The 23,456-nt window shown below is 56.5% G+C and carries 19 protein-coding genes; 11 read left to right on the top strand and 8 right to left on the bottom strand.

All coding sequences use genetic code 11. The features are described 5' to 3' along the window. Positions 1 to 152: 152 nt before the first annotated feature. The 3 genes from QRN85_RS18465 to QRN85_RS18475 all read left to right on the top strand — a co-directional run bounded on the left by QRN85_RS18465 (position 153) and on the right by QRN85_RS18475 (position 3,748). Complete coding sequence (locus tag QRN85_RS18465) at positions 153 to 1,679, top strand: sugar ABC transporter ATP-binding protein (RefSeq protein WP_113092744.1); 1,527 nt, start codon at positions 153 to 155, stop codon at positions 1,677 to 1,679. A 48-nt stretch (positions 1,680 to 1,727) separates the two neighbouring features. Next, positions 1,728 to 2,735: an ABC transporter permease gene (locus QRN85_RS18470; protein ID WP_284759703.1), complete on the top strand. Its 1,008-nt coding sequence runs from the start codon at positions 1,728 to 1,730 to the stop codon at positions 2,733 to 2,735. Positions 2,736 to 2,800: 65 nt separating this feature from the next. Then, on the top strand, positions 2,801 to 3,748 hold the full coding sequence (locus QRN85_RS18475) for a substrate-binding domain-containing protein (protein WP_062586062.1): 948 nt from the start codon (positions 2,801 to 2,803) through the stop codon (positions 3,746 to 3,748). 57 nt (positions 3,749 to 3,805) lie between these two features. Here the strand turns inward: QRN85_RS18475 and QRN85_RS18480 are convergent, their stop codons facing one another. The 3 genes from QRN85_RS18480 to QRN85_RS18490 form a co-directional block, all read right to left on the bottom strand. Then, positions 3,806 to 5,059, bottom strand: a complete 1,254-nt coding sequence (locus QRN85_RS18480) for an NAD(P)/FAD-dependent oxidoreductase (RefSeq protein ID WP_284759704.1) — start codon at positions 5,057 to 5,059, stop codon at positions 3,806 to 3,808. A gap of 73 nt (positions 5,060 to 5,132) precedes the next feature. Continuing rightward, on the bottom strand, positions 5,133 to 6,617 hold the full coding sequence (locus QRN85_RS18485; protein WP_284759753.1) for a glycosyltransferase family 39 protein: 1,485 nt from the start codon (positions 6,615 to 6,617) through the stop codon (positions 5,133 to 5,135). Positions 6,618 to 6,869: 252 nt separating this feature from the next. After that, positions 6,870 to 9,158: an NADP-dependent malic enzyme gene (locus QRN85_RS18490; protein WP_113098235.1), complete on the bottom strand. Its 2,289-nt coding sequence runs from the start codon at positions 9,156 to 9,158 to the stop codon at positions 6,870 to 6,872. 320 nt (positions 9,159 to 9,478) lie between these two features. Between QRN85_RS18490 and QRN85_RS18495 the strand changes: the two genes are divergently transcribed. From QRN85_RS18495 to QRN85_RS18505, 3 genes are all read left to right on the top strand, one after another. Further along, positions 9,479 to 10,909 carry a mannose-1-phosphate guanylyltransferase/mannose-6-phosphate isomerase gene (locus QRN85_RS18495; RefSeq protein WP_284759705.1) on the top strand — a complete coding sequence of 477 codons (1,431 nt, stop codon included), beginning with the start codon at positions 9,479 to 9,481 and terminating at the stop codon, positions 10,907 to 10,909. Between the two features lie 279 nt (positions 10,910 to 11,188). Next, positions 11,189 to 11,722: a DUF992 domain-containing protein gene (locus tag QRN85_RS18500; RefSeq protein ID WP_113098237.1), complete on the top strand. Its 534-nt coding sequence runs from the start codon at positions 11,189 to 11,191 to the stop codon at positions 11,720 to 11,722. 84 nt (positions 11,723 to 11,806) lie between these two features. After that, complete coding sequence (locus tag QRN85_RS18505; protein WP_284759706.1) at positions 11,807 to 12,196, top strand: c-type cytochrome; 390 nt, start codon at positions 11,807 to 11,809, stop codon at positions 12,194 to 12,196. A gap of 3 nt (positions 12,197 to 12,199) precedes the next feature. Here the strand turns inward: QRN85_RS18505 and recX are convergent, their stop codons facing one another. The 4 genes from recX to QRN85_RS18525 form a co-directional block, all read right to left on the bottom strand. Further along, positions 12,200 to 12,751, bottom strand: a complete 552-nt coding sequence (gene recX, locus QRN85_RS18510) for a recombination regulator RecX (RefSeq protein WP_112962454.1) — start codon at positions 12,749 to 12,751, stop codon at positions 12,200 to 12,202. A 95-nt stretch (positions 12,752 to 12,846) separates the two neighbouring features. After that, positions 12,847 to 14,073 (bottom strand): adenylate/guanylate cyclase domain-containing protein, encoded by a 1,227-nt coding sequence (locus tag QRN85_RS18515; protein ID WP_284759707.1) that lies wholly within the window; start codon positions 14,071 to 14,073, stop codon positions 12,847 to 12,849. A gap of 215 nt (positions 14,074 to 14,288) precedes the next feature. After that, a complete protein-coding gene (locus QRN85_RS18520; protein WP_284759708.1) occupies positions 14,289 to 14,519 on the bottom strand; it encodes a helix-turn-helix domain-containing protein in 231 nt (76 codons plus the stop codon). 220 nt (positions 14,520 to 14,739) lie between these two features. Further along, positions 14,740 to 15,636 carry a helix-turn-helix domain-containing protein gene (locus QRN85_RS18525; RefSeq protein ID WP_113098241.1) on the bottom strand — a complete coding sequence of 299 codons (897 nt, stop codon included), beginning with the start codon at positions 15,634 to 15,636 and terminating at the stop codon, positions 14,740 to 14,742. A gap of 84 nt (positions 15,637 to 15,720) precedes the next feature. Here QRN85_RS18525 and QRN85_RS18530 point away from each other — a divergent pair, with 84 nt between their 5' ends. The 5 genes from QRN85_RS18530 (at position 15,721) to QRN85_RS18550 (ending at position 21,903) form a co-directional block, all read left to right on the top strand. Further along, positions 15,721 to 16,995, top strand: coding sequence for an ABC transporter substrate-binding protein (locus tag QRN85_RS18530; RefSeq protein WP_113098242.1), 1,275 nt, complete (start codon positions 15,721 to 15,723; stop codon positions 16,993 to 16,995). A gap of 77 nt (positions 16,996 to 17,072) precedes the next feature. After that, a complete protein-coding gene (locus tag QRN85_RS18535; protein WP_062586042.1) occupies positions 17,073 to 17,933 on the top strand; it encodes a carbohydrate ABC transporter permease in 861 nt (286 codons plus the stop codon). Then, a complete protein-coding gene (locus QRN85_RS18540; protein ID WP_284759709.1) occupies positions 17,930 to 18,766 on the top strand; it encodes a carbohydrate ABC transporter permease in 837 nt (278 codons plus the stop codon). Before QRN85_RS18535 ends, QRN85_RS18540 begins: the two co-directional genes overlap by 4 nt. Positions 18,767 to 18,781: 15 nt before the next feature. Beyond that, a complete protein-coding gene (locus QRN85_RS18545; protein ID WP_284759710.1) occupies positions 18,782 to 19,867 on the top strand; it encodes an ABC transporter ATP-binding protein in 1,086 nt (361 codons plus the stop codon). Positions 19,868 to 19,899: 32 nt separating this feature from the next. After that, positions 19,900 to 21,903, top strand: a complete 2,004-nt coding sequence (locus QRN85_RS18550) for an aldo/keto reductase (protein ID WP_284759711.1) — start codon at positions 19,900 to 19,902, stop codon at positions 21,901 to 21,903. A 94-nt stretch (positions 21,904 to 21,997) separates the two neighbouring features. Here QRN85_RS18550 and QRN85_RS18555 read toward each other — a convergent pair whose 3' ends face one another. Beyond that, on the bottom strand, positions 21,998 to 23,170 hold the full coding sequence (locus QRN85_RS18555) for an AGE family epimerase/isomerase (protein WP_284759712.1): 1,173 nt from the start codon (positions 23,168 to 23,170) through the stop codon (positions 21,998 to 22,000). Positions 23,171 to 23,456: the final 286 nt, after the last annotated feature.

Below are 23,456 nucleotides of genomic sequence, written 5' to 3' on the forward strand. Positions count from 1 at the left end.
TCGGATATATGCGCGACCGGACACTACACAGACTTGCCGATCCGTCAAACAGGATCAACGAAATGTGTTGATTGACGCCAATGTAAACCTTTACATCGCCAGTGTAAAGGTTTACACGAATTGCAGACGTAGGGAGACGTCTGGAGGAAATCATGCAGTCGGATGTCACGGAAGGCGAAGGCACAGTGCTGTCTGCGCGGCGCATTTCTAAATCTTTCAACGGTGTTCAGGTCCTCTTCAGCGTCAATTTCGACCTGAAGGCTGGTGAAATCCATGCGTTGATGGGCGAAAATGGCGCAGGCAAATCCACGCTTGTCAAAGTTCTGTCGGGCTTCGAGCAACCGAGTTCAGGCGAGATCCTTCTTGATGGCAAGCCGGTCAAGCTGCCTCCCAATGGTGCTGCCGAAGCGCTTGGGATCGTGATCATTCACCAGGAATTCAACCTCGCCGAACATCTGACGGTTACCGAGAGCCTGTTTCTTGGCCGTGAGTTAACGCATTTCGGCGTGCTCAATCGAAAAGCCATGCGTGCGGAAACCCGCCGCGTGCTCGATGTGCTCGGCTGTCATGTCGATGAGAACGCGCTTATTTCCAGCCTTTCCATAGCTGAAAAGCAGATGGTCGAGATTGCCAAGGCAATCAGCCGCGATGCCCGCATCGTTTTCATGGACGAGCCGACAGCAGTGCTGTCTCGGGAAGAAACGAACTATCTGTTTCAGCAGGTCAGAAAATTGCGGGACAAGGGGACAAGCTTCGTCTTCGTTTCTCACAAGCTCGATGAAGTCATGGAGCTGACGGACAGGGTCACTGTCTTGCGTGACGGCCACTGGGTCAAGACGGCTCCAACCTCCATGCTGGATGGTGAGGCGATAGCGCAGCTGATGGTCGGACGAGAGCTTTCCAGCCTCTATCCTGCAAAGCGCGAGCCGGATGTTGATGAGAGGGTTGTTCTCAGCGTCAAAGGCGTTTCCACACGTTACGTTCAGGATGCGACATTCGATCTTCGCAAGGGAGAAATCATCGGCTTTTCCGGTTTGATCGGCTCCGGTCGCACGGAACTGGCGGAAGCGATCGTCGGTTTGCACGCGCGGTCCTCCGGAGAGGTTCGCGTGAATGGCGAGCTTTTGCCGCCGCACGATCTCCATGCGTCCATTGACGCCGGCCTTGCCTATATGACCAAGGATCGAAAATCCAAAGGCTTGCTGTTGAATGCTGGCATGAGACTGAACCTGACGCTTCAATCTTTGGAGCGTCACGGCAGGTTCGGCTATCTCAGTTCAAACAGTGAAGCCAGGTCTCTCGAAAGGGCACGCCGCCGGTTCGATATTCGGGTACGCGATGGCAGTGTGGCTGCTGGACGCATGTCTGGCGGAAATCAGCAGAAATTGCTGCTTGCGAAGGTCATGGAGACCGAGCCGAAGATCATCATCATCGATGAGCCGACACGCGGCATCGATGTCGGCACCAAGCAGCAGATCTATCATTTCATTTCGGCACTCGCGCGGGATGGCCACTCGGTCATCGTCGTTTCGTCGGAAATGCAGGAAGTCATCGGCCTATGCACCCGCGTGGCGGTCATGCGCGAGGGACGCATGGTCGGTATGCTGGAAGGCGACGAAATCAATGAACGGGAAATCATGCGTTATGCCGCCGGGCTTAAAGCGCAATCGGCAGCATAGCAAAGGCCGTACGGCCTTATGTGACAGGGTGGGAGGTCTGTTTTGGGTATGAGTGTCAGTGAAGATGGCAGAGAAAAGCGGGTAGGGCGGTCGCTGCGCGATATCGATTTGCGCGCCGTTGCACCTTTCGTTGCCCTGCTTTTGTTGTTGATTGTCGGGGCCTTGGTGAACCCGAATTTCATCAGCATCAACAATCTGGCCAATGTGGCAACACGCAGCGCCTTTATTGCGATCATCGCGGTCGGTGCAACTTTCGTCATCTCTGCCGGGGATCTCGATCTTTCCGTGGGGTCGATGGTCGCATTCGTGGCCAGCCTGATGATCCTGCTGATGAATTCCGGTGCTGTGGCTGATCCGGCAGCGATGCTGCTGCTGGCCGTGGTGTTTACTTTGGTTGCGGGCGCCTTGTGTGGACTGGCCAATGGTCTCATTACCACCGTAGGCAAGATCGAGCCTTTCATCGCGACGCTCGGCACCATGGGCGTCTACCGTGGTCTGACGACCTGGCTTTCGCAAGGCGGTGCCATTACGCTGCGCGAGCCTCAATTGCAATCCATGTATCGTCCTGTCTATTTTGGCTCCTTTCTTGGCGTGCCAATCCCGATCCTCGTCATTCTGGCGGTCACCGCCATAGCGGCCTTCATTCTCTATCGCACCCGCTATGGCCGCCACGTCACAGCCGTTGGTTCAAACCGCGACGTCGCGAAATATTCAGGCGTCGCCGTCAACCGGGTGCGTACCGTCGCCTTCGTCATTCAGGGCGTGTGTGTTGCCATTGCGGTTCTGCTTTATGTACCGCGCCTCGGCTCGACCTCCGCAACAACGGGAATGATGTGGGAGTTGCAGGCCATTACCGCTGTCGTTGTTGGCGGCACAGCGCTGAAAGGTGGCGCCGGTCGGGTGTGGGGCACGATTTGCGGTGCCTTCATTCTGGAACTGGTCGGCAACATCATGCTGCTGTCCAACTTCATCAGCGAATATCTGATCGGCGCGATACAGGGCGCGATCATCATCATCGCCATGCTGGTTCAACGGTCTCTGATGCGCAGATCGTGAAAGCTGCCGGGTCAACAGGTCGCCCGGATTGACAACCAAGACCTATCTATGTGGGAGGAAAACACATGCGGAAACGATTACTGGGAATGGCTGTCGCGCTGGCAGCACTTGCAGGGGCAGCGCAGGCACAGGACAAGAAGGTGACCATTGGCGTCTCCATTCCAGCCGCAGACCACGGTTGGACATCCGGCGTGGTCTATCACGCCGAGCGGGTAGCGAAGCTTTTGATGCAGGAACATCCGGGCCTCAACGTCATCGTGAAGACGTCGCCCGATGCGGCAACGCAGGCCAATGCGGTGCAGGATCTTGAAACGCAGGGCATCGACGCACTCGTCATTCTTCCTTCCGATCCAGATCCGCTGGTCAACGCCATCAAGGAAGTCAAGAGCAACGGCAAGTTCGTGGCGCTCGTTGATCGCGCACCCAGCGTAAACGACGATACGGTTCGCGATCTCTATGTCGCCGGCAATAACCCGGCGCTTGGCGAAGTCGCGGGCAAATACATTGCCGAAACCACACCAGAGGCAGAAGTTGTGGTTATCAGAGGTCTTCCGATCCCAATCGATCAGCAGAGACAGGATGGTTTCGACAAGGGCATAGCCGGTTCCAAGGTCAAGATTCTCGACCGCCAGTTCGGCAACTGGAACCGTGACGACGCTTTCAAGGTCATGCAGGACTATCTGACGAAATATCCGAAGATCGATGTCGTCTGGTGTCAGGATGACGACATGGCAGTTGGCGTTCTCCAGGCTATCGAGCAGGCAAAGCGCACCGACATCAAGTATGTCGTCGCAGGCGCAGGTTCCAAGGATATGATCAAGAAGGTCATGGATGGCGACAAGATGATCCCTGTCGACGTGCTCTATCCGCCAGCAATGGTAGCGACGGCCATGCAACTGACTGCTGCCAGCTTCTACGATCAGATTCCTGTTCGCGGAACCTATATTCTGGACGCGACGCTGGTAACGAAGGACAATGCCAAGGACTTCTACTTCCCGGATTCTCCGTTCTGATCATCAAGCATAGTGCATTTGGCCCGTCCTTCTGGACGGGCCCTTTTTGCTTTTGGCTTAGCCAAACCTGCTGGCGCGGAACGGATCGACGGATATCGTTGGATGCGCCCCAGTCACAAGATCAGTGACGAGTTTCGCGGTTGCCGCTGATTGCGTCAGGCCGAGGTGGCCATGGCCGAAGGCGTAAATCACCGAATTGCTGGCCCTGGAAGGGCCGATGACGGGCAGGCAATCCGGCAGTGAAGGCCTGAATCCCATCCATTGCTTTCCGCCTTCGGTCTTCAAACCAGGCAAGAAGCGCTTTGCCTTGTTCAGCAGAGCTTCTGAACGGCGGAAGTTTGGAGGCAGATCGAGACCGCCGAGCTCAACCGCGCCACCGACACGGATACCGGATGATAGCGGCGTGACCACGAAGGCGTGGTCGTTGAAATAGAGTTGCCGTGTCAGATCGAATGCGCCTTCGGGAAGCGTCGTGTTGTAACCGCGCTCAGTCTCCAGCGGCACAACATCCCCCAACGATGCCGCGAGTGTTTTTGACCATGCTCCGCAGGCAATGATGACCTTGTCGGCATCTATTTTTTCGCCTGATTTCAAGGAAACGATCGTGCTCTCGCCGACCATCTCGATGCGCGTGGCTTCGCCCTTGTGAAGCGTTGCGCCGCGCGCAAGGACAAGATCGGCAATCGAGCGCGTAAACTCGTAAGGGTCGGCAACCTGAAGACCGCCAGGTGTGAACATGGCATGTTGGAATTGCGGGGCGAGCCCCGGCTGCAGCCGCTCGATTTCGCTTCGATCAACCCGCGAAAAGGCAATCCCTGCCTTTTCTTTCAGGTCCCAGTCGTGGCGTGCTGCGTCGAAACTGGTTCTGTTGTCGTAGAGGTCGAGGGTGCCGGTGTTGGAGATATGGCCGGCGAGTTCTGGAACAGCGGCTACCTTCTGCATCTCGCTTGCGGCCAACGCCATCATTCGCATCTGCACATCAAGACCATACTGGAACCTGCGCGGAGAACTGGCTTTCCAGAAACGCCAGAGCCATGGCGCTATTTTCATCGCATAGGCGGGTGGCACGCTGAGGGGACCCAGCGGATCGACAAGCCAGCGCGGCGCTTTCTTCATGATCCCCGGTGCCGGGATGGGTATAATTTCAGGAAACGCCAGAATGCCAGCATTACCCGCGCTCGCGCCGCGGGCAATTTCACCGCGTTCCAGAAAGGTCACCGACCTGCCGGCATTCTGAAGATAAAGTGCTGACATCACGCCGATGATGCCGGTTCCGATGACCAGCACGTCGCATTTTCCTGAAGATTTCATAGGCTGCATCCCGCAAATCGATGGGCATTGACTACCACGCCTGAATACAATCTGTCGACAAGATTGCGTTTGGCTATTTTAACAGGTCGTTTGGTGTCACGACGGCGTAATTGTAGCGCACTGCGCGATCCTTGATGGGGTAGAAATGCGGGAGATCAACAAGATGTCTGGTAGGGGTTTTGACCTTCAGGTTCAGCTGTCCTTCAACCCACTGGGAAAGTTCGGCGACGGAATCATCGTCTCCTGTCCAGACAAGCAATGCAGGATGCTCATCCGTTATTTTGAACGGCGGATCGTAGTCGTTATAGATTGTTGTGGCGACTGGCACCTGCGGGAATACAAAACGGAGGTTTCCGCCGGATGGCCAGTCCGGCGTGACGATGACCGAGGGCGAAATGCCTTCCTTCTCTGCAATATGGCGTTGGAAAGCCTGCCAGTCATAGTTGGAACTGGAAGCCCTGCCTCTAGCAGCCGTTAGTGGCTGCGCCAGCAGCATGGCGACAGGGATAAGCGCCAGCATGATCAGTGGCACTGGCAAGAACCTTACGGCAAATTCCTGGATATCGGCCAGCCGTTGTCCCAGAAAAAGCGCGGCGAGGATCGGAAACGGCAAGAGAAGCGGCAGCAACCACCTGTCGCGCAATTCCGTCATTGTCGTCATGAGAATGACGATGGCCATCAGCGTTGCGATGGCAATGAAATAGTGAAGGAAAAAGCGCAGCCACGGATTTGAATGCGTGGCGCTTCTGGTCAGCTTTCCTTTGGAAGCCAGCGCCAGGAGAGCTGTGGGTATGGCAATGATGATAAGAGAACCGGCGATAAAGCGGCCCAGTCCGCGCCCGATCTGCAGAGCGCGACTTTCCGGCGCGTCTTCTGCCATCCTCTTCAGGGTCACTTCCGATGCGAAGGCCAGATTATCGATCAGCCAGAATATGTGAGGCAGAAACACAATGATGCTGACCGCGATGGTGAGCAGAAACCGGCGATCGAAAATCCGGCTACGGCCCTGCGGGTGCAGCATGACAGCGAACAGAACTGCTGGCAGCGCTAGCGCGAAATTGTACTTCGATAACATTCCCAGTCCTGCGATCAGGCCAACCAGAAGGTAGCCCATTGTCGTTGGTCGCTGGAGAAGGCGGATGCTGCAATAAAGAAGAAGTGAGAAGGTCAGCATGAACATGGCGGTATGGGTCAGATCCCGCTGCGCCTGCCAGAATACCTGTGGAATGACGAAAAGCGCCATGGCGGCCACAGCCACCAGACGCTTGTCCTCGAGAACCCGCTCTGCCGTTTTCACGAAGACAGCGAATGTCAGAAAAAGTATTAGATTTTTTGCAAAGGCAAGCGTGGCCATCGATGTTCCCAAAAGGGCGAACACGGCCTGCTGATACCAGTTATAGAGTGGCGGTTGCGCATCGTAACCGAGAGCCAGCCATTGCGAGAAAAGGATCTGCTGCGCCTCGTCGATCCTCAGTGCCGGGGGTATGATCTGCCTTACCACGACCTGCAGCAGAAAATAGGCGCCAAACAAGGCTATGACCGCATTCGGGCTCCGCATGAGGCCCAATGACAGTCGCCTGAAAAAGCCGGAGTGTCTTTCATTTGACGGTTTCTCCGCCGAATGCCCCGATATGTCCATGAGCCGTCCATTCTGGTGGAAAGCGCCGTATTCCTATCGGCGCTTCGATAGCGGTGAAAAATCCGAACAATGTGGCCGAACCAAGGGTTCGACCACACCTTCTACGGATACTACCGCTTCATGCAAGCATGTTTGCAGGCGCAGTGCGCGTCACCTCAACACGCCGATGTCTCAGTGCCCGGCATTATATGCGGCAATGGCGGCCATGTTGACGATATCGCTGTCCTTCGCCCCCATCGCGGTAATCTGCACTGACTTGTCCAGCCCCACCAGCAAGGGACCGATGACAGTAGCGCCACCCAATTCCTGAAGCATTTTCGTAGAAATGGAGGCAGAGTGGATGGCAGGCATGACTAGAACATTGGCCGCGCCCGACAGGCGGGTGAACGGATATTGGCTCTGCATCCTGTGGTGATTGAGGGCAACGTCGGCTGCCATTTCGCCATCGACTTCAAAGTTGACGTTACGCTTGTCCAATATCCGCACGGCTTCGCGCACCTTGTCGGAACGCTCGCCAACCGGATGGCCGAAGGTCGAATAGGCCAGCATGGCCACCCGAGGCTCGTAACCAAAGCGACGGGCAAGACCAGCAGCTTCCACGGCGATATCGGCAAGGTCTTCCGCAGACGGCATATCGTGAACAGCCGTATCGGCCACAAAGACAGTGCGGTTGCGTGAGACGACGAGGGACACCCCGATGACCCGGTGTCCCGGCTTGGTATTGATGCAACGCCGGACATCTTCGAGCGCAGTCGAATAGTTTCGGGTTGTTCCCGTTACGACGGCATCCGCGTCACCCATCGCGACCATGCAGGAGGCGAAGTGGTTTCTGTCGTTGTGAACGAGGCGCTGGACGTCACGTAGCAGGAAGCCCTGGCGCTGGAGGCGGGCATAGAGGTAGTCGATATAGACATCGACGCGTTGGGACAGGCGGGCATTGGTAATCTGTATGTTGGAGCGGTCGAGGTCGATGCCCGCCCGTTCTGCATTGGCGCGGATGATGTCATCCCGGCCCAGCAGGATTGCGGTCCCAAGACCCTGCGCGGTGAAGGAAATCGCAGCGCGCATGACCTGCTCTTCCTCTGCCTCCGCAAAGACGACGCGCTTTGGCGAACGGCGAACGCGTTCGTAGAGGCGCTGTGTCGTTGAAGCCATTGGATCGCGCCGGGCAGAAAGCTCGCGGGCATATTCTTCCAGGTCGCTCATGGCGCGTCGTGCAACGCCGGTTTCGATTGCGGCCCGGGCGACGGCAACGGGGATAGCCGAAATGAGGCGCGGATCGAAGGGAACGGGTATGATGTATTGCGGCCCGAAGCGGGGACGCACGCCCTGATAGGCGGCGGCAACATCGTCCGGAACGTCTTCGCGCGCGAGATCGGCGAGCGCCTTGGCTGCGGCAATCTTCATCGCATCGTTGATCTGGCTGGCGCGCACATCCAGTGCACCGCGGAAGATATAGGGGAACCCGAGAACATTATTGACCTGGTTTGGATAATCCGAACGCCCGGTGGCCATGATGGCGTCGTCGCGGATACGCGCCACTTCCTCAGGTGTGATTTCCGGATCCGGGTTCGCCATGGCGAAAATGATCGGCTTGGGCGCCATGGATCGGATCATGTCCTCGGTAAATGCTCCCTTCTGGGAAAGGCCGAAGACGACGTCAGCGCCCTCCATTGCCTCAGCGAGAGTGCGGTTGTCTGTCTTGGCTGCGTGGGCGGATTTCCACTGGTTCATGCCCTCGGTGCGACCCTGATAGATGACTCCCTTGGTATCGCACAGCGTGATGTTGGCGGGGTTGAAGCCCATGGCCTTGATCAGATCCATGCAGGCAATAGCGGCCGCTCCCGCACCATTACAGACCAGCTTCGTCGTTTCGAAGTCGCGTCCCGTCAGGGCAATTGCGTTGATGAGGCCTGCTGCGGCGATGATGGCGGTTCCATGCTGGTCGTCATGGAACACGGGAATATCCATGATTTCCCGCAGGCGGCTTTCAATGATGAAGCATTCCGGCGCCTTGATGTCCTCAAGATTGATACCGCCGAATGATGGCCCGAGATAGCGCACACAGTTGATGAACTCATCTGCGTCTTCGGTATCCACTTCCAGATCGATGGAATCGACATCGGCAAAGCGTTTGAAGAGAACCGATTTGCCCTCCATGACCGGCTTTGACGCCAGCGCACCGAGATTGCCAAGACCGAGAATGGCGGTGCCGTTGGAGATGACCGCGACCATATTGCCGCGGGTCGTGTAGTCATAGGCCGTGTCAGGGTTTTCCGCGATTGCCTTAACGGGAACTGCAACGCCGGGAGAGTAGGCAAGGGACAGGTCGCGCTGCGTCGCCATCGGCTTCGTCGGCGTGATTTCCAGTTTGCCGGGTCGTCCCTGAGAGTGAAAGTCCAGTGCTTCCTGATCGGTTACGGAAGTCTTCCCGCCCGTGGTTTTCGCGTTGTCTGACATGGCTCCCCACTTTTCTCGTTCGTTGCAAATGGTTGTCGTTATTATTGTATTTTCCACAAGCCTGCCAGCATCGAGTGCCCGCCGCGGTGAGAAATCGCAATATTGAGCACCGCGCGAACGCTTCAATCGATTAACCGTTCTTGAATTTTCGGGAACCGGCGGGATGCCCGGTCGTTGGTCAAACGGCGGGTCGGGGCAAGATGACATGATAATGTGCCTGGAGTATGCGAAATGGCAATGCGACCTTGGCATTCATCGCCACGCATGTTTTCTTGCCTGCCGTGTAAAGAGTGAAGAGTTGACTTTGAAAGGTGATTTCAGTGAACGGACAAGTTCGAAAGATTATTCCGGTCCTTCTGGCAGGGGGCGCAGGCTCCAGACTTTGGCCAGTCTCGCGCGACCAGCTGCCAAAACAGTTCCAGCCTCTGGTCGGGGACTTGTCCACATACCAGCAGACTTTGCAACGCGTGAGCGACGAATCTCTCTACGATGAGCCACTCGTTATCACCAATGAGGATTTCCGCTTCTTTGCACGTCGTCAGGCGGAAGAGATCGATGTCAAGGCAACCGTCGTTTTGGAACCGGCTCGACGCGATAGTGCTGCGGCGATGGCAGCTGCCGCCGTGCTCGCAGAGCGCAGGCAGCCGGGCTCGCTCGTTCTTGCACTTGCTGCAGACCACGTTGTGCTTGAAAACGAGAAGTTTTCCGATGCCGTGAGACTCGGCTCGCAGGCTGCAGAAGAAGGCAACATCGTTGTTTTTGGTCTCACGCCGACAGAGCCACGAACCTCGTATGGCTACATCAATCCCGGCCACCCCATCGACGGCAACGAGGACCTGTGCGTCGTCGAAGCCTTCGTGGAAAAACCGGATGAGGAGACCGCCGTCCAGTACGTGGAAAAAGGCTATCTTTGGAACTCCGGCAATTTTCTGTTCCGCGCGGATGTAATGATCGCCGAACTCAAGGCCTATGCTCCGGAAATTCTCGAAGCCGTGACACGCTCGGTTGACGAGCATGAGAGCGACCTTGGTTTTGTAAGACTTCACAAGGAAAGTTTCGAAGAGTCTCCGAAGAATTCGATCGATTATGCCGTTATCGAGAATACCAAGCGCATGGCGGTCGTAAGAGGACATTTCCGCTGGTCGGATATCGGCAGCTGGGATGCAATCTGGGAGATTGCCGACAAGGAAGAGTCCGGAAACGCAGTCGAAGGGCAGGGCATTTTCGTTGATTCGGAAGGTTGCCTCATCCACTCGCACAACATTCTGACAACCGTTGTCGGAGCCAAGGATCTCGTCGTGGTAGCAACCAAGGACGCGGTGCTTGTAACGCCCAAGGACAGGGTCCAAAGCGTAAAGGGTCTGGTTGAGTCTCTCAAATCCAGCGATCATGCGCGCAAAACCGAGATACACAGGCGCGCATATCGTCCATGGGGACATATCGAGCAAACCGACTCAGGCACGCGTTACAGAGTAAGCCACCTCAAGGTGGAGCCCGGTCACCGCATTTCATTGCAGCAGCACTACCACCGGTCCGAACACTGGATCATTGTGCGCGGCACCGCGACGGTGATGATTGATGGTGAAAGCCGCCTTCTGACGGAAAACGAGTCGATCTATATTCCGCTGGGCAAGCCGCATCGTCTCGCAAATGACGGTCAGATCCCGCTCGAACTGATCGAGATCCAGACAGGTTCGTATTTTGGCGAGGACGATATCATCCGACTTCAGGACGACTACAAACGTAGCTGATGCAGCAAATCGTGGGCCGAATTGGCACGCAGGAAGCGCTTGCGCCTGCGTGCCGAATTGACACGAAACCCTTGCCCGTAGGGAGAATTTGGGCGCCCTAACTGCGCCTTAAATGCTCCATACCCAAAATGTCTGACTTGATCAGACCGGCCTCTTTTCAGGCCTTGTTGACGTGGCGTGGATCGTTTTTGAAGAACAAACGTTACTCCTGCGCCATTCAATATCCGAAAAGGGCAAAAGGGCTGCTGCGGGTCAAGAATTAAAACAGGAGAAAACAAAATGAAAAAGGCTTTTGCCGTTACTTTCGCCGCAATGACGCTGGGCCTCGCTGGTACCGCAAGCGCAATCGCTGCTGACCTCGCGACCTATCCCGAAGCGACATATCAAGAGCAGGACGACCGTAACGGCGTCAAGATCGGCTACCTGACCTGCGAAGTGGGTGGAGGCGTTGGCTACGTTATCGGTTCTGCAAAGGAGCTTGATTGCACATTCCAGTCCACCATGGGCGCTCGCCGCACCGACCATTATAGCGGTGCGATCCGCAAGATGGGCGTAGATCTCGGCTTCACCACCCAGGGCAAGCTGGTATGGGCAGTATTTGCACCGACAGCTGGCTACCATAAGGGCTCGCTCGGCGGCCTCTATCAGGGTGCAACTGCAGAAGCAACTGTTGGTCTTGGTGTAGGCGCCAATGTCCTCGTCGGCGGAACGTCCGGCTCCATCCAGCTGCAGACAGTGAGCGTCACCGGACAGGTCGGCCTCAACCTTGCCGCAACCGGCACATCGGTCACACTGAGCCCGATCAACGGCTGATCGTAACGTCGATCTGACGCAGTCACAAAACGCTCCTCATGTCGTAAAAGACGGGGGAGCGTTTCTGCTTTTAAGGGTGAAGTGATGTTGAAGAAGACGAGATTTCTTACTGGCTGTCTGATTGTCCTGTCAGCATCTGCTGCCTTGGCAGACGGCGATCCGCAACGCGGTGAGCGTTCCTTCAGCAAATGTTCCGCCTGTCACAGCATTGAAAAGCCCAGAACCCGGTTGGGACCACATCTCATGGGCGTGGTTGGCAGACCTGCAGGTTCAGTTGCCGATTACGGCTATTCCGATGCCATGAAGAATGCCGGGGCGAATGGGCTGGTGTGGACGGAGGAGAAGCTGCATGCTTTCCTTTACAGTCCCAAGAAGACAGTGCCCGGTACCTCCATGCGTTTCTTCGGCTTATGGAGCGACAGCGAAATCGATGACCTGATTGCCTATCTGAAAACGGTCCCTGCGCCGCAATAAGCATCAAGGGGATGGTTGCGAGAGGATTTCCTCGGCGTCCTCAGGCGACATCCGGTAGACACGGTTCGCGATGTCGAAGCTATATCCATTGCGAGCGAAAGCCGAAATTTCCTTCTGCATTCTTTTCTCGTCGGGCTCTTCCCGACGAAAAGGTCCGAAGCGACGTTTGCGGGCCATGATGACGGCGGAATAAAGGTCGTCAGTATCGGTCAAGGCCTGGGCAGCGATCTCCTTGCTCACGCCTTTCAAACTCAGTTTCTGCGCAATCGCCCGTTTTGATCTGCCGCCACGAATTGACGAGCGCGTAGTGATCTCAGCGAACGCAACGTCATCGAGCGCCTTGATGTCATAGGCAAATTTTACCGCAGCATTGGCAAGGGCCTCGATCTGCTCTGGCGTAATCTCTTCAAACTTCTGCTTTGCCTTGCGCGCAATCGCATCGAACAGCTGCTTTTCCGTCATCATTCGGCGTTCAAGCCGATAGATCGTGGAATTGCGCACCCACGTCATCATTCTGGCAGTGGGAGCCGTTGCGGCTTGGTCTTCTTCTGTCATCGCAGACAGTCCTGTTGTCCATTCATCTGGATTGGCTTTTAGGACAAAATGTCGGTTTGTGAAATCCGCAGCGGAACTGCATCGCCCGCTAGTGGTCACGGATGTGACGGGAGCGCATAGACATTGATCGGGGTTTCCAGCCCTCTGAGCGTGCGCAGGCCGACATTTTCGAAATTTCGGATGTTGCCAGCCATTTCGACGAATGTATCCGACATCAATACCGGCCGCTTGATTTCCTTGGTCAGGCTTTCAAGACGTGAGGCAATATTGACGGCTGGGCCAATGACCGTGAAGTCGAGGCGTCGTTTCGATCCGATATTGCCGTACATCACGTCACCCACATGCACGCCGATGCCATAGCCTAGGGGATCGTGACCGCGTTTGATATTTGCCTGGTTCAATGCGTCAAGATGAACCTGTGCTTCCTCTATGGCGGCCACAAGGTTTGCGCATGCATCAGGGTCGCTCAAGGGGAAAATAGCCAGCAATCCGTCGCCCATGAATTTCAGAATTTCGCCGCCAAATTTCTCGATCGGCTCCGACATGGCGTCGAAATAGCCGTTCAGCAACTCGATCACATCGTCGCGTGGCCACATATCGGAAATGTGTGTGAAATCGCGTAGATCGCAGATCAATATGGCAGCGCCAACCGTGGTGCCACTGCCGCGCCGTGTTGCGCCATCAAGAATGGCCTGGCTGGCATGGGGGCCGACATAGGTTTCGAGCAAAGTGCGGGCGATGCGGTTTTTCAGGCGAATTTCCGAAACGAGTGAGATCGCTGGAACCAGATTTCGCAGCGTTTCGATTTCGTCGTCGGTGAAGCCGCCCGGCTGGTCACTTGAAAACGTGACGACATGGCGTTTGTCGAAGGTGTGGTTCAGCGGCCATGCACAATATTCCGTCAGTCCCTGAGCGCGAAGGTCGGCATAGATCGCGTATTCGCCGGGAAGTGGCGGGGTATCGAGCCGGTAGCGCAATTCAGTGAGCCCAGCATGGATGTCATGCACAGGGCTATTGCGGTACTCCACGGTATTCTCGGACCCATATGCGTAGGTCGTGAATTCCGCCTCCTTCAACTCCCTGCGCCAGAGAATTCGGGCGCCGCGAAACTGCGGATTTTCCACCATGAAATTCAAGGCTGCTCTGGCAACCGACACACCCATATTGTTCAGCCGCTGGCAAAGCTCGACAAACAGGTTGTCGATGAAACGCTGCCCGCTGGTTTCCAGCACAAGCCAGTTCAATATCTCGTAAGGCCTGGAGGGCCACAAATGGCTCGATGCGCGAGAGGGCGACAGTTCAGCGTGGTTTGCTTCTGTCATGGGGGGCTCACAATGCAGGTTTGGAATCTCGAAATCTTTGCATCACGCCGATGTTATCGAACATGATGGATTCTGCATGTGGTATATGAGGCGTCATTTGTTAAGGGCCAGAAAACGACAAAAGCGTTTTTCCAGAATTTCTCGCGCATCAATGGTAAATTTGATGGAGATAACAGGCGAGAAAAAGCCCTCGCGGAGAGGGCTTTTTTATACAGTCAAACGATTGTCGAGAAAGGTATTTGTAACGCTGCCGCAACTCGCTGGATGTGAGATGGATTGCTGTCCGCCCCATTTTCCAGGTCGGTGATTTCCTGCACGGTCAAGCCGCAGGTAATGGCCAGTTGTTCGACCGTGTATCCGGCGCTGTTTCGAGCAGAGGCAATTTTTTCCGCAAATGGCGCGTTGGTATGATCGCTGGAATCAGGCTGAGAAACAGATATTGTCATTATGATCTCCCTAGAATGGACATTGAATGGAACCGGCGCCCATTGGAGTTTCCGGCATTTAATGCGACCGCGCTGCATAGGAGAGGTGTATGCTGCAGCGCAGCACGGAAAATAGCCATCTTTCCCGTTCAAGCAATAGTTAAATTTTCGTAAGGATTTTGAAGGCCTGATTGCAGCCGCCCTACCGTCCAGTTCGCGACGTCTATGAAATGCCAGCGGCTCACGCAGCGCCCCCGGAACGCATGTCCCGCCTGAAGTCCGACGGGGACATGCCCGCCACCTGCCGGAACGCTTTGTTGAAAGCGCTGACGGAGCCGAAACCGCTTTCCATCGCCACGTGCAGAATATTGTCGTTGTTGTTGATAAGCATGGCCTGGGCGCGGGAGAGGCGCAACAACGTCAGGTACTTGATCAACGTCATGCCGGTCGATTTGCGAAACAGGTTCATGGCGTATTTCGGGTGAAGGCTGGCGGAACGCGCTATATCTGTGGCGTCTATATCGTCCAGAAAATTGGCGGCGATGAAGTCGCACATTCTCACCACACTGAGTGAAGGAGAGCTTTCTGCATCGATTGTCTTGCACTCCTGAGGGCTGGGCGAAATGACCGTGTATGGCTCCAGGAACATTCTCTCCACCCGCAGCAAAAGCTCTTCGACTGCATTTTCGGCCTTGAATGGATCGCCTGACGTCGCATAGCGGAACCAGCGGGCAAAATTCTCATCATCCGAGGGGTCGGTAACCGAAGTCAGCATGGTTGCACCGCCCATAAGCCTGCTGGACACCGCAGCCGGTAATCGCATTCTGAAAAAGTGAACGAGCGGCAGGTGAGCGCCCGCATAGAAGGAATCGTCGGAGGATTCGTCCATCTGGTGAGCCTGTCCACCCCAGAAGAGGCACATTTGCCCCGCTTCGATGCGAAAGGAATGGTCGCCCATGCGATAGTGAACGCTGCCCCTCATCACATAATTGATCTCGATCTGCGCGTGCCAGTGGGGCATGAGCATGACGGGCGGATGGGCGTGGAAAAATTGCAGCTTGGTAGGCGCACCTTCGATGCTGCTGGCGCCCGGCTGATAGATCGCTCTTTCCGAAATCTTACTTTCCGCCAAATCCATGTTCCCTTTCTACGAGACAGTTCATCTCGTGCCGCTAATCTGCACGTGTCGTTGGAGGACGGCAATTGAAAAGGGAGGTTTTCAATGAGCTTTAAAATTATCGGCGCATCCGTATCGCTTGCGCTTCTTGCTGCCGCACCCGCTGCCGCACAATCCACCACAATCACCGTCTGGAGCTGGAACGTTGCAGCATCTGCCCTGAAGTCTACACTTGAAGGCTTCAACAAGAAATATCCTGATATCAAGGTGGATGTTCAGGATCTCGGAAACAATCAGGTTTACGACAAGGCGATTGCAGCCTGCGCCGCTGGCGGAGAAGGTTTGCCCGATATCGTGACCGTGGAAAACTTCGAGGCAGAAGTGTTCTGGAGCCGTTTCCCGGATTGCTTCACCGACGTCACAGCGCTTGGCTATACACCCGAAAAACAGGCGCTTTTCCCGGAATTCAAGCGGACCGAGCTTGAGGTTGATGGCGTCGCTTACGCGGTGCCGTGGGATTCCGGCCCGGTTGCCATGTTCTACCGCCGTGACTTCTACGAAAAGGCGGGCGTTGATCCGGCCACCATCAAGACCTGGGATGACTTCATCGCCGCGGGCAAGAAAGTCATGGAGGCCAATCCCGGCACGGTCATGACACAGGCAGACTTCAATGGAGACAGCGAGTGGTTCCGCATGATCTCCAACGAGCAGGGATGCGGTTACTTTTCGACAGACGGCCAGAGCATCACCATCAATCAACCGAATTGCGTGGCAACGCTCGAAAAGCTCAAGCAGATGAAGGACGCAGGCATCATTACGGCCGCCATCTGGGACGAGAAGATCCAGGCAAATACCGCAGGCAAGGTGGCCACGCAGATGTATGGCGGCTGGTATGAGGGCACGATCCGCTCCGGTTCGCCGGATCTGGCAGGCAAATGGGGCGTCTACGCCATGCCTAGCCTGACTGCGGATGGCCCACACGCGGCCAATCTCGGCGGCTCCTCGCTTGCCATCAGCTCGGCCTCGCAGCACAAGGAAGATGCGTGGAAATTCGTGGACTATGCCCTGCTCACCAGCGAGGGCCAGGTCACGATGCTGAAATCCTTCGGGCTCGTGCCGTCATTGCTTTCAGCTGACAAGGACGCCTTCGTCAAGCAGCCACAGGCATTCTGGGGCGGTCAGGCCGTCTGGTCGGATATTCTGGCGACCCTGCCGAAAATCGTTCCGAGCCGTGGCACCGCATTCCAGTCCGATGCTGAAGGTATCTACCGCGCCACGCAGACCAAATATCTCGCCGGCGGCTTCCCCGATGCCAAGACGGCGCTTGATGATGCAGCAAAGCAGATCGAAACCGCGACCGGCGTTCCGGTTGCGCAGTAGCCTCCCAGACCGACCGTTGCCGGACGCCTCCGCGCGAGGCGTCCGGCTAAAATCTCATCTGGCTTTGCGAGGTTGATATGCCGTTGCGCAACAGGATCGCATATGCGTTTCTTGCCCCCTATCTGCTGATCTTCGCTACCTTCTGGCTGTGGCCGATCATCAATTCGTTTCTGCTGTCGTTTCAGAACACGCGAGTCAATCCGTGGCGTTTTGCGCCATCGATGAACTGGGGCCGTCTTGTCGCCGATCCCGCTTTCTACAATGCCTTGCAGAACACCCTGATCATCCTGATCGTGCAGGTGCCTGTCATGATCGCGCTGGCAACGGTCATGGCGGTTCTCTTGAATTCGCCGCTGTTAAAGGCCCGCCCGCTCTTTCGCTTCGCCTTTTTCGCGCCTGTTGTCGTCGGCGAGGTCGCTTATGCTGCCGTGTTCCGGCTGATGTTCAGTGCCGATTTCGGCATCATCAACAAGTTGATCACATCTGTGGGGTTGTCGCCGGTTCCGTGGTTCGACAATTCCACGGCAGCCATGGCGCTCATCATCATCGCGGTCACATGGCGCTGGGCAGGATATAACGCCATCATCATCCTTGCCGGGCTGCAGTCTATCCCAGGCGATGTCTACGAGGCGGCGCGACTGGACAATGTCAGCAGGCGCCAGCAGTTTCTCTATATAACGCTGCCGCTGCTCAAGCCGATCATCATGTTCTGCGTCGTGCTCTCGGTTATCGGCACCATGCAGCTGTTTACTGAACCCTTCCTCATTACCAACCGCGGAGGGCCCGGGGGCGCCACGGAGACGCTCGGCATCTTCCTTTATCGCCAGGGCTTCACCTCACTCAATTTCGGTTACGCCTCGGCCATCGCCTATACGATTGCGGCACTCGCAGTTGCCATTTCACTCTTCAATATGTGGCTCGGGAGGGATGCGAAATGAGGTCCAGATCAAGATCCCTTTTCTGGCAGAAAGTTGCCCTCCACGCGATTTTGACACCGCTCGCGATCATCTGGCTGTTTCCAATCTGGGTCATGTTCGTCTTCTCGACGATGCCCGATTACGGCATCTTCAGCCCGGAAATCGTACTCCTGCCTTCCACGCATTTCGTGGAAAATTTCCGCAATCTTCAGGCCGATACGGATTTTCTGCGTGCCATGTCCATCTCCATCGGGGTTGCGGTTGTCTATACGGCTGTTTCTGTGATGCTGACATCCATGGCGGGGTGGGCGCTGGCGCGGTACAGATTTGCCGGGCGCACAGTCGTCGTCGCCATCATTCTGGGAACGATCACGCTGCCTTACGCGGTGGTCGTCATTCCGCAGTTCATCATGGTGGCGCGGGAATTCAAGCTTGCCAACACCTGGGTCGCGCTCATCGTGCCACCCCTGTTCAATTCGCTGGGCGTTCTGTTCATGCGTCAATCCTTCTCGATGATGCCGGGTGAACTCTTCGATGCGGCCCGCGTGGAAGGCGTGAAGGAGTGGCAGATTTTCCTTCGTATCGCCTTGCCTCTGGCAAGACCCACCATGGCAGCGCTTTCTATCATCCTCTTCCTCGCATCCTGGAACAACTATCTCTGGCCGCTCCTGATCAATTCGCGGCCAGGCATGATGACCGCTCCGGTGGCGCTGGGAACGCTGATCGGGCTGACCAAGGTGTCCTGGGGCGGCATCATGGCAGGCGCCATGCTTCTGACTGCGCCCATCCTTGTCGTCTTCGTGCTGCTGCAGCGCCATTTCATCGCCGGCATTTCCGCCGGCGCCGTCAAGTAATCCGGGAGGAACCGCATGGCGGAACTGTCACTGAACAATGTGGTCAAACGTTATGGTGCGCTGGAGGTCATCCACGGCGCCAATCTGGAAATCGCCGATGGCGAGTTCGTCGTCTTCGTGGGGCCCTCGGGCTGCGGTAAATCGACCCTTTTGCGCATGATTGCCGGGCTGGAAGATATATCCGGCGGCGAAATCAGCATCGGCGGCAAGGTGGTCAACGATGCCGAGCCGACAGAGCGGGGCATCGCCATGGTCTTCCAATCATACGCGCTTTATCCGCATATGACGGTCGAGGAGAATCTGTCTTTCGGGCTTCGCATGAACGGCAATCCGAAGGCCGATACCGAGCAGCGTGTTCGCCGCGCCGCCGATATCCTGCAGATCAATGAGTTGATGCAGCGTCGACCAAAACAGCTCTCCGGCGGGCAGCGGCAGCGGGTGGCGATCGGCCGCGCCATTGTGCGCCAACCGCGCGTCTTTCTGTTCGATGAACCGCTTTCCAATCTCGACGCTGAATTGCGTGTGCAGATGCGGGTAGAAATATCGCGGCTGCACAAGCAGCTTGGCACGACCATGATCTACGTCACCCACGATCAGACCGAAGCCATGACGCTGGCCGACAAGATCGTCGTGCTGCGGGCTGGAAATATCGAGCAGGTCGGTGCGCCGCTCGATCTTTACGATGATCCCGCCAACCGCTTCGTCGCCGGTTTCGTCGGCTCCCCAAAGATGAATTTTCTTCCCGGAAAAGTCATCGCGAAGGGGGCAGGAGGCGTCACCGTGCAGGTGTCGAACGAAGCCGGCGCGACGATTACCCTGCCGGTTAGCTCCACGGTCGCAGTTGGCAGCGACGTCGCGCTTGGCGTGCGGCCCGAACATTTTGGCGATGCCGGCTCAGGTGATGCCGATCTGACCGTCGAGATCGATGTGGCCGAGCATCTGGGCAATACCAGCTACGTCTATGCGCGCATGGCTGGCGACATCCCGCTCATTATCGAGCGCCCTGAATCAAGACATTCGACACATCAGCAGCAGCTGACGGTCTCGATTGTCGCTGCCAGAACCTTTCTTTTCGACAGCGCCGGTGCCCGCCTGCGCTGAGACGTGATCCATAGACAAGGAATGAGGATTTCATGACTGACGTTAAACATATCCGGTGGGGCATCATCGGGCCCGGAACAATCGCACGCACTTTCGCAGATGGCGTTGCCCACTCCAAAACGGGGAAGCTTGTAGCCATTGCCACTCGAAACCCTGAAAAGCCGGGTCTTGCCGAGGCCTTTCCGGGGGCGCGGATCGTCAACGGCTATGATGCTCTGTTGAGCGATGCCGAGATCGATGCCATCTATATCGCAACGCCCCATACGGGCCACGCGGAATGGGCCATCAAGGCTGTTCGCGCGGGCAAGCATGTGCTGGTTGAAAAGCCGATAGCGCTGTCTGCCTATGATGCGGATGCTATTTTTCACGAGGCGAAAAAGGCCGGGGTCTTTGCCGGTGAAGCCTATATGTACCGTCTTCATCCGCAGACGGCAAAGATCATCGAACTGGTAAAAAGCGGTGTCATCGGCGACGTCAGAATTATCCGCACGAGCTTTGGCTTCAACATGGGAGGCTTCAAGCCGGAGCACAGGCTATTTGCCAATGATGCAGCAGGCGGTGGCATTCTCGATGTTGGCGGCTATCCCGTCTCCATGGCGCGCCTGATTGCGGGTGCCGTGGCGGACAAGCCCGTTCTGGAGCCGGAAAAAGTGGCTGGTGTTGCGCAGCTGGGGCAGTCCGGCGTGGATGAATGGGGATCTGCCGTGCTGAAGTTTCCAAATGGAATCGTGGCCGAAGTGTCGTGCTCCATCATGGCGCAGCAGGACAATGTCCTGCGCATCATCGGTTCCCAGGGACGGATCGAAGTCGAAAACTTCTGGTTTGCCTCCGGTCACAAAGGCGGGGTTGGCAAAATCGAAATCATCAAGGGCGATGACCGCCAGACGGTTGAGGTGCGGGAAGACGGTTGGCTCTATGCCTTCGAAGTCGATGCTGCAGGCGAGGCCATTCTCGCGGGCAGGTCGGAGTTTTCCTATCCCGGCATGAGCTGGGCCGACAGTCTGGGCAACCTGCGCGTTATGGACCAGTGGCGTGCCTCGGTCGGGCTGGAATACGGCGTTGAAACCTCTGCCAAACGGGTTTCAAACATCGTCGGCTCAACTGTCGTCGCTGGCAACGGCGTGCCGATGCGCACCATTCCGGGGCTGTCCAAGCAGGCTTCGGTCGTGGCGTTGGGCTTTGAGTTCTTTCCCAATTTTGCATCAGCTTCCCTGACGCTGGATGCCTTCTACGAGGCCGGCGGAAATCTGTTTGATACCGCCTATGTCTATGGCGGCGGCAAGACCGAAAGCATTTTCGGAGACTGGCATACCAGCCGCAATGTTCCCCGTGAGGACATCGTCCTGATCGGCAAGGGCGCGCATTCGCCACTTTGCTATCCGGACATGATCTCCAAACAGCTGGATCAGTCGTTACAGCGACTGAAAACGGACTATGTCGATGTCTACTTCATGCACCGGGACAACACGGATGTACCCGTTGGCGAGTTCGTGGATGCCATGGACGCCGAGGTGAAACGCGGACGCATCAGGGGCATTTTTGGCGGTTCCAACTGGACCCGCGAGCGTATGGACGAAGCTGCAGCCTACGCCAAGGCAAACGGCAAGGAAGCCCCCGCAGCACTGTCCAACAATTTCTCGCTGGCTGAAATGCTCGACCCGATCTGGGCCGGATGTGTCGCTGCATCCGATGATGGTTGGAAAACATGGCAGCAGGAGCGGCAGATCCCGAATTTTGCCTGGTCCAGCCAGGGCCGTGGCTTCTTTACCGATCGGGCGGGTCGCGACAGGCGCGACGATGAAGAGCTTGTCCGTGTGTGGTACTCCGACCGTAACTTCGAGCGGCGGGACAAGGCGATCCAGCTCGCAAAGGAGCTTGGACGCAGCCCGATCCACATAGCGCTCGCCTATGTCATCGCGCAGCCATTCCCGGTCATTCCGCTTATTGGCCCGCGCACGATCGGCGAATTGGAAGACAGCCTTTCGGCACTCGATATAAGATTGACGGCTGAACAGGTACGCTGGCTGGAAGGGTAACATCTACCCTGCCACCCTTTAAAACGACTACCCCGGCGTTCGCCGGGGAGTCCATTGGCAGTTGTGAGTTCACCAGGAAAACGTGCCCAATCTCTTACGTCAAACTCTCCTTCAACACATCTTCCGCCTCGTAGATCGCGCAGACGATGTGGTAGAAAGTGCTGGCAGGGGCGGGCTCGTCGATCATGGGCGCATCTGCGGGCCATTTGTCGAACCAGAGGCCTGGCACGGGTGTGTCCAGGAATGGCTGAAGCGCACCGATCGCCCGGACGGCCGAGCCGAGATAGGCGTACCGCGCTTCTCCGTGGGTTACGGAGGCCAGTCGCACTGCCGCCTTCAGCCACTCTGTTTGCGGCCAAAGACGCGCCAGAGCATCATGGACGCTGAAGTCGTCATAGAGGCTCATGATTGCGACCTTGCGCTGCGGGCAAATGCCGTATTTTTCTCCAATCTCAAAAAGTCGCTTCGCCTTGGTTATCGCGTCTTCGTTCTTGCGCAGATCTCCCCAGCGGGTTAGCAGCCACGCCCATTCGAACTGATGGCCGGGCTCCATGATGCGGCCCTTGTCTCCCGGCATCGGGTTCCAGTCGTGGTCAAAGAACTCGCGCAGTCCGCCGGACTGGGCATCGATGAACTTGCTCATCGCAAGATGGGCGATGTCGTCGGTCAGACCATGCCAGGGCCCTTGCGGATCCACCTTTTCCCACGCCAGCATCGCCTCGAAGAAATGCATGTGAGGGTTAGAGCAGAGAGGTTCGCGAGGCGGGTTGGCTTCCTCGAAGCCGATAACGGGGTGTGCGTAATCCCGCTGCAGGATGGCAAGTATCGAACGGGCCTTCGCGAGCACTTCGTCGCGCCGTTCTGGGAAAACTAGCGCCGTTTGCGCGGTGGCAAACAGCGCAAAAGCCTGATTATAAAAATCAAAGCTAGGATCGATTAGATTGCCTGAGGCATCGGCGAGGTTGCCGTACAGGCCGTTTTCCAGGCGGTAAACGCTGTCAAACCATGTCAGACCGTGGTTGACGGCTCTTTTCCAATCGCCGTTCCAACCTTTTTGCCCTGCTGCTGCATAGCAATATGCCTGTCTTGGCTGCACGCGGGAGCGCCTGTTGTCGCCCGTCATAGGCTTGGCGTCCTGGCCGATGCGCTCGAAGAAGCCGCCGTCCGGCTTGGCAGCACCGACATCCCACCACATCGGCAAGGCATCTTCATCGAGCCACCGGCGCAGCGTCTTGACTTCATCAGAAAGTTTGCCCGTTACGCTCATTGGTTGATCCGCCATGTTCATCCTTTGTCGTTCAGCTTTCTAAAGACGTTTCATTAACACCGTCGCAATGCCAATTGTCTTTCTCTTGTAAAGTTCCATCCAAGTGGCAGATTGATCTGTTCCCGTCGAGATTGCCGAGAAGTCGATAATATGTGAGCGAAATATGATATTGCTAAATCGGCATCGTCACGTATTTCATAGCCATGGTCTGGTCATATTTGATTCGTTGCGCGCACGACCTTACCAAATATGGTAAAGTGGTGAGTGCCGCGGTGGTTAAGAACGC

This window comes from Agrobacterium sp. fls2-241-TYG-188a (assembly GCF_030209845.1).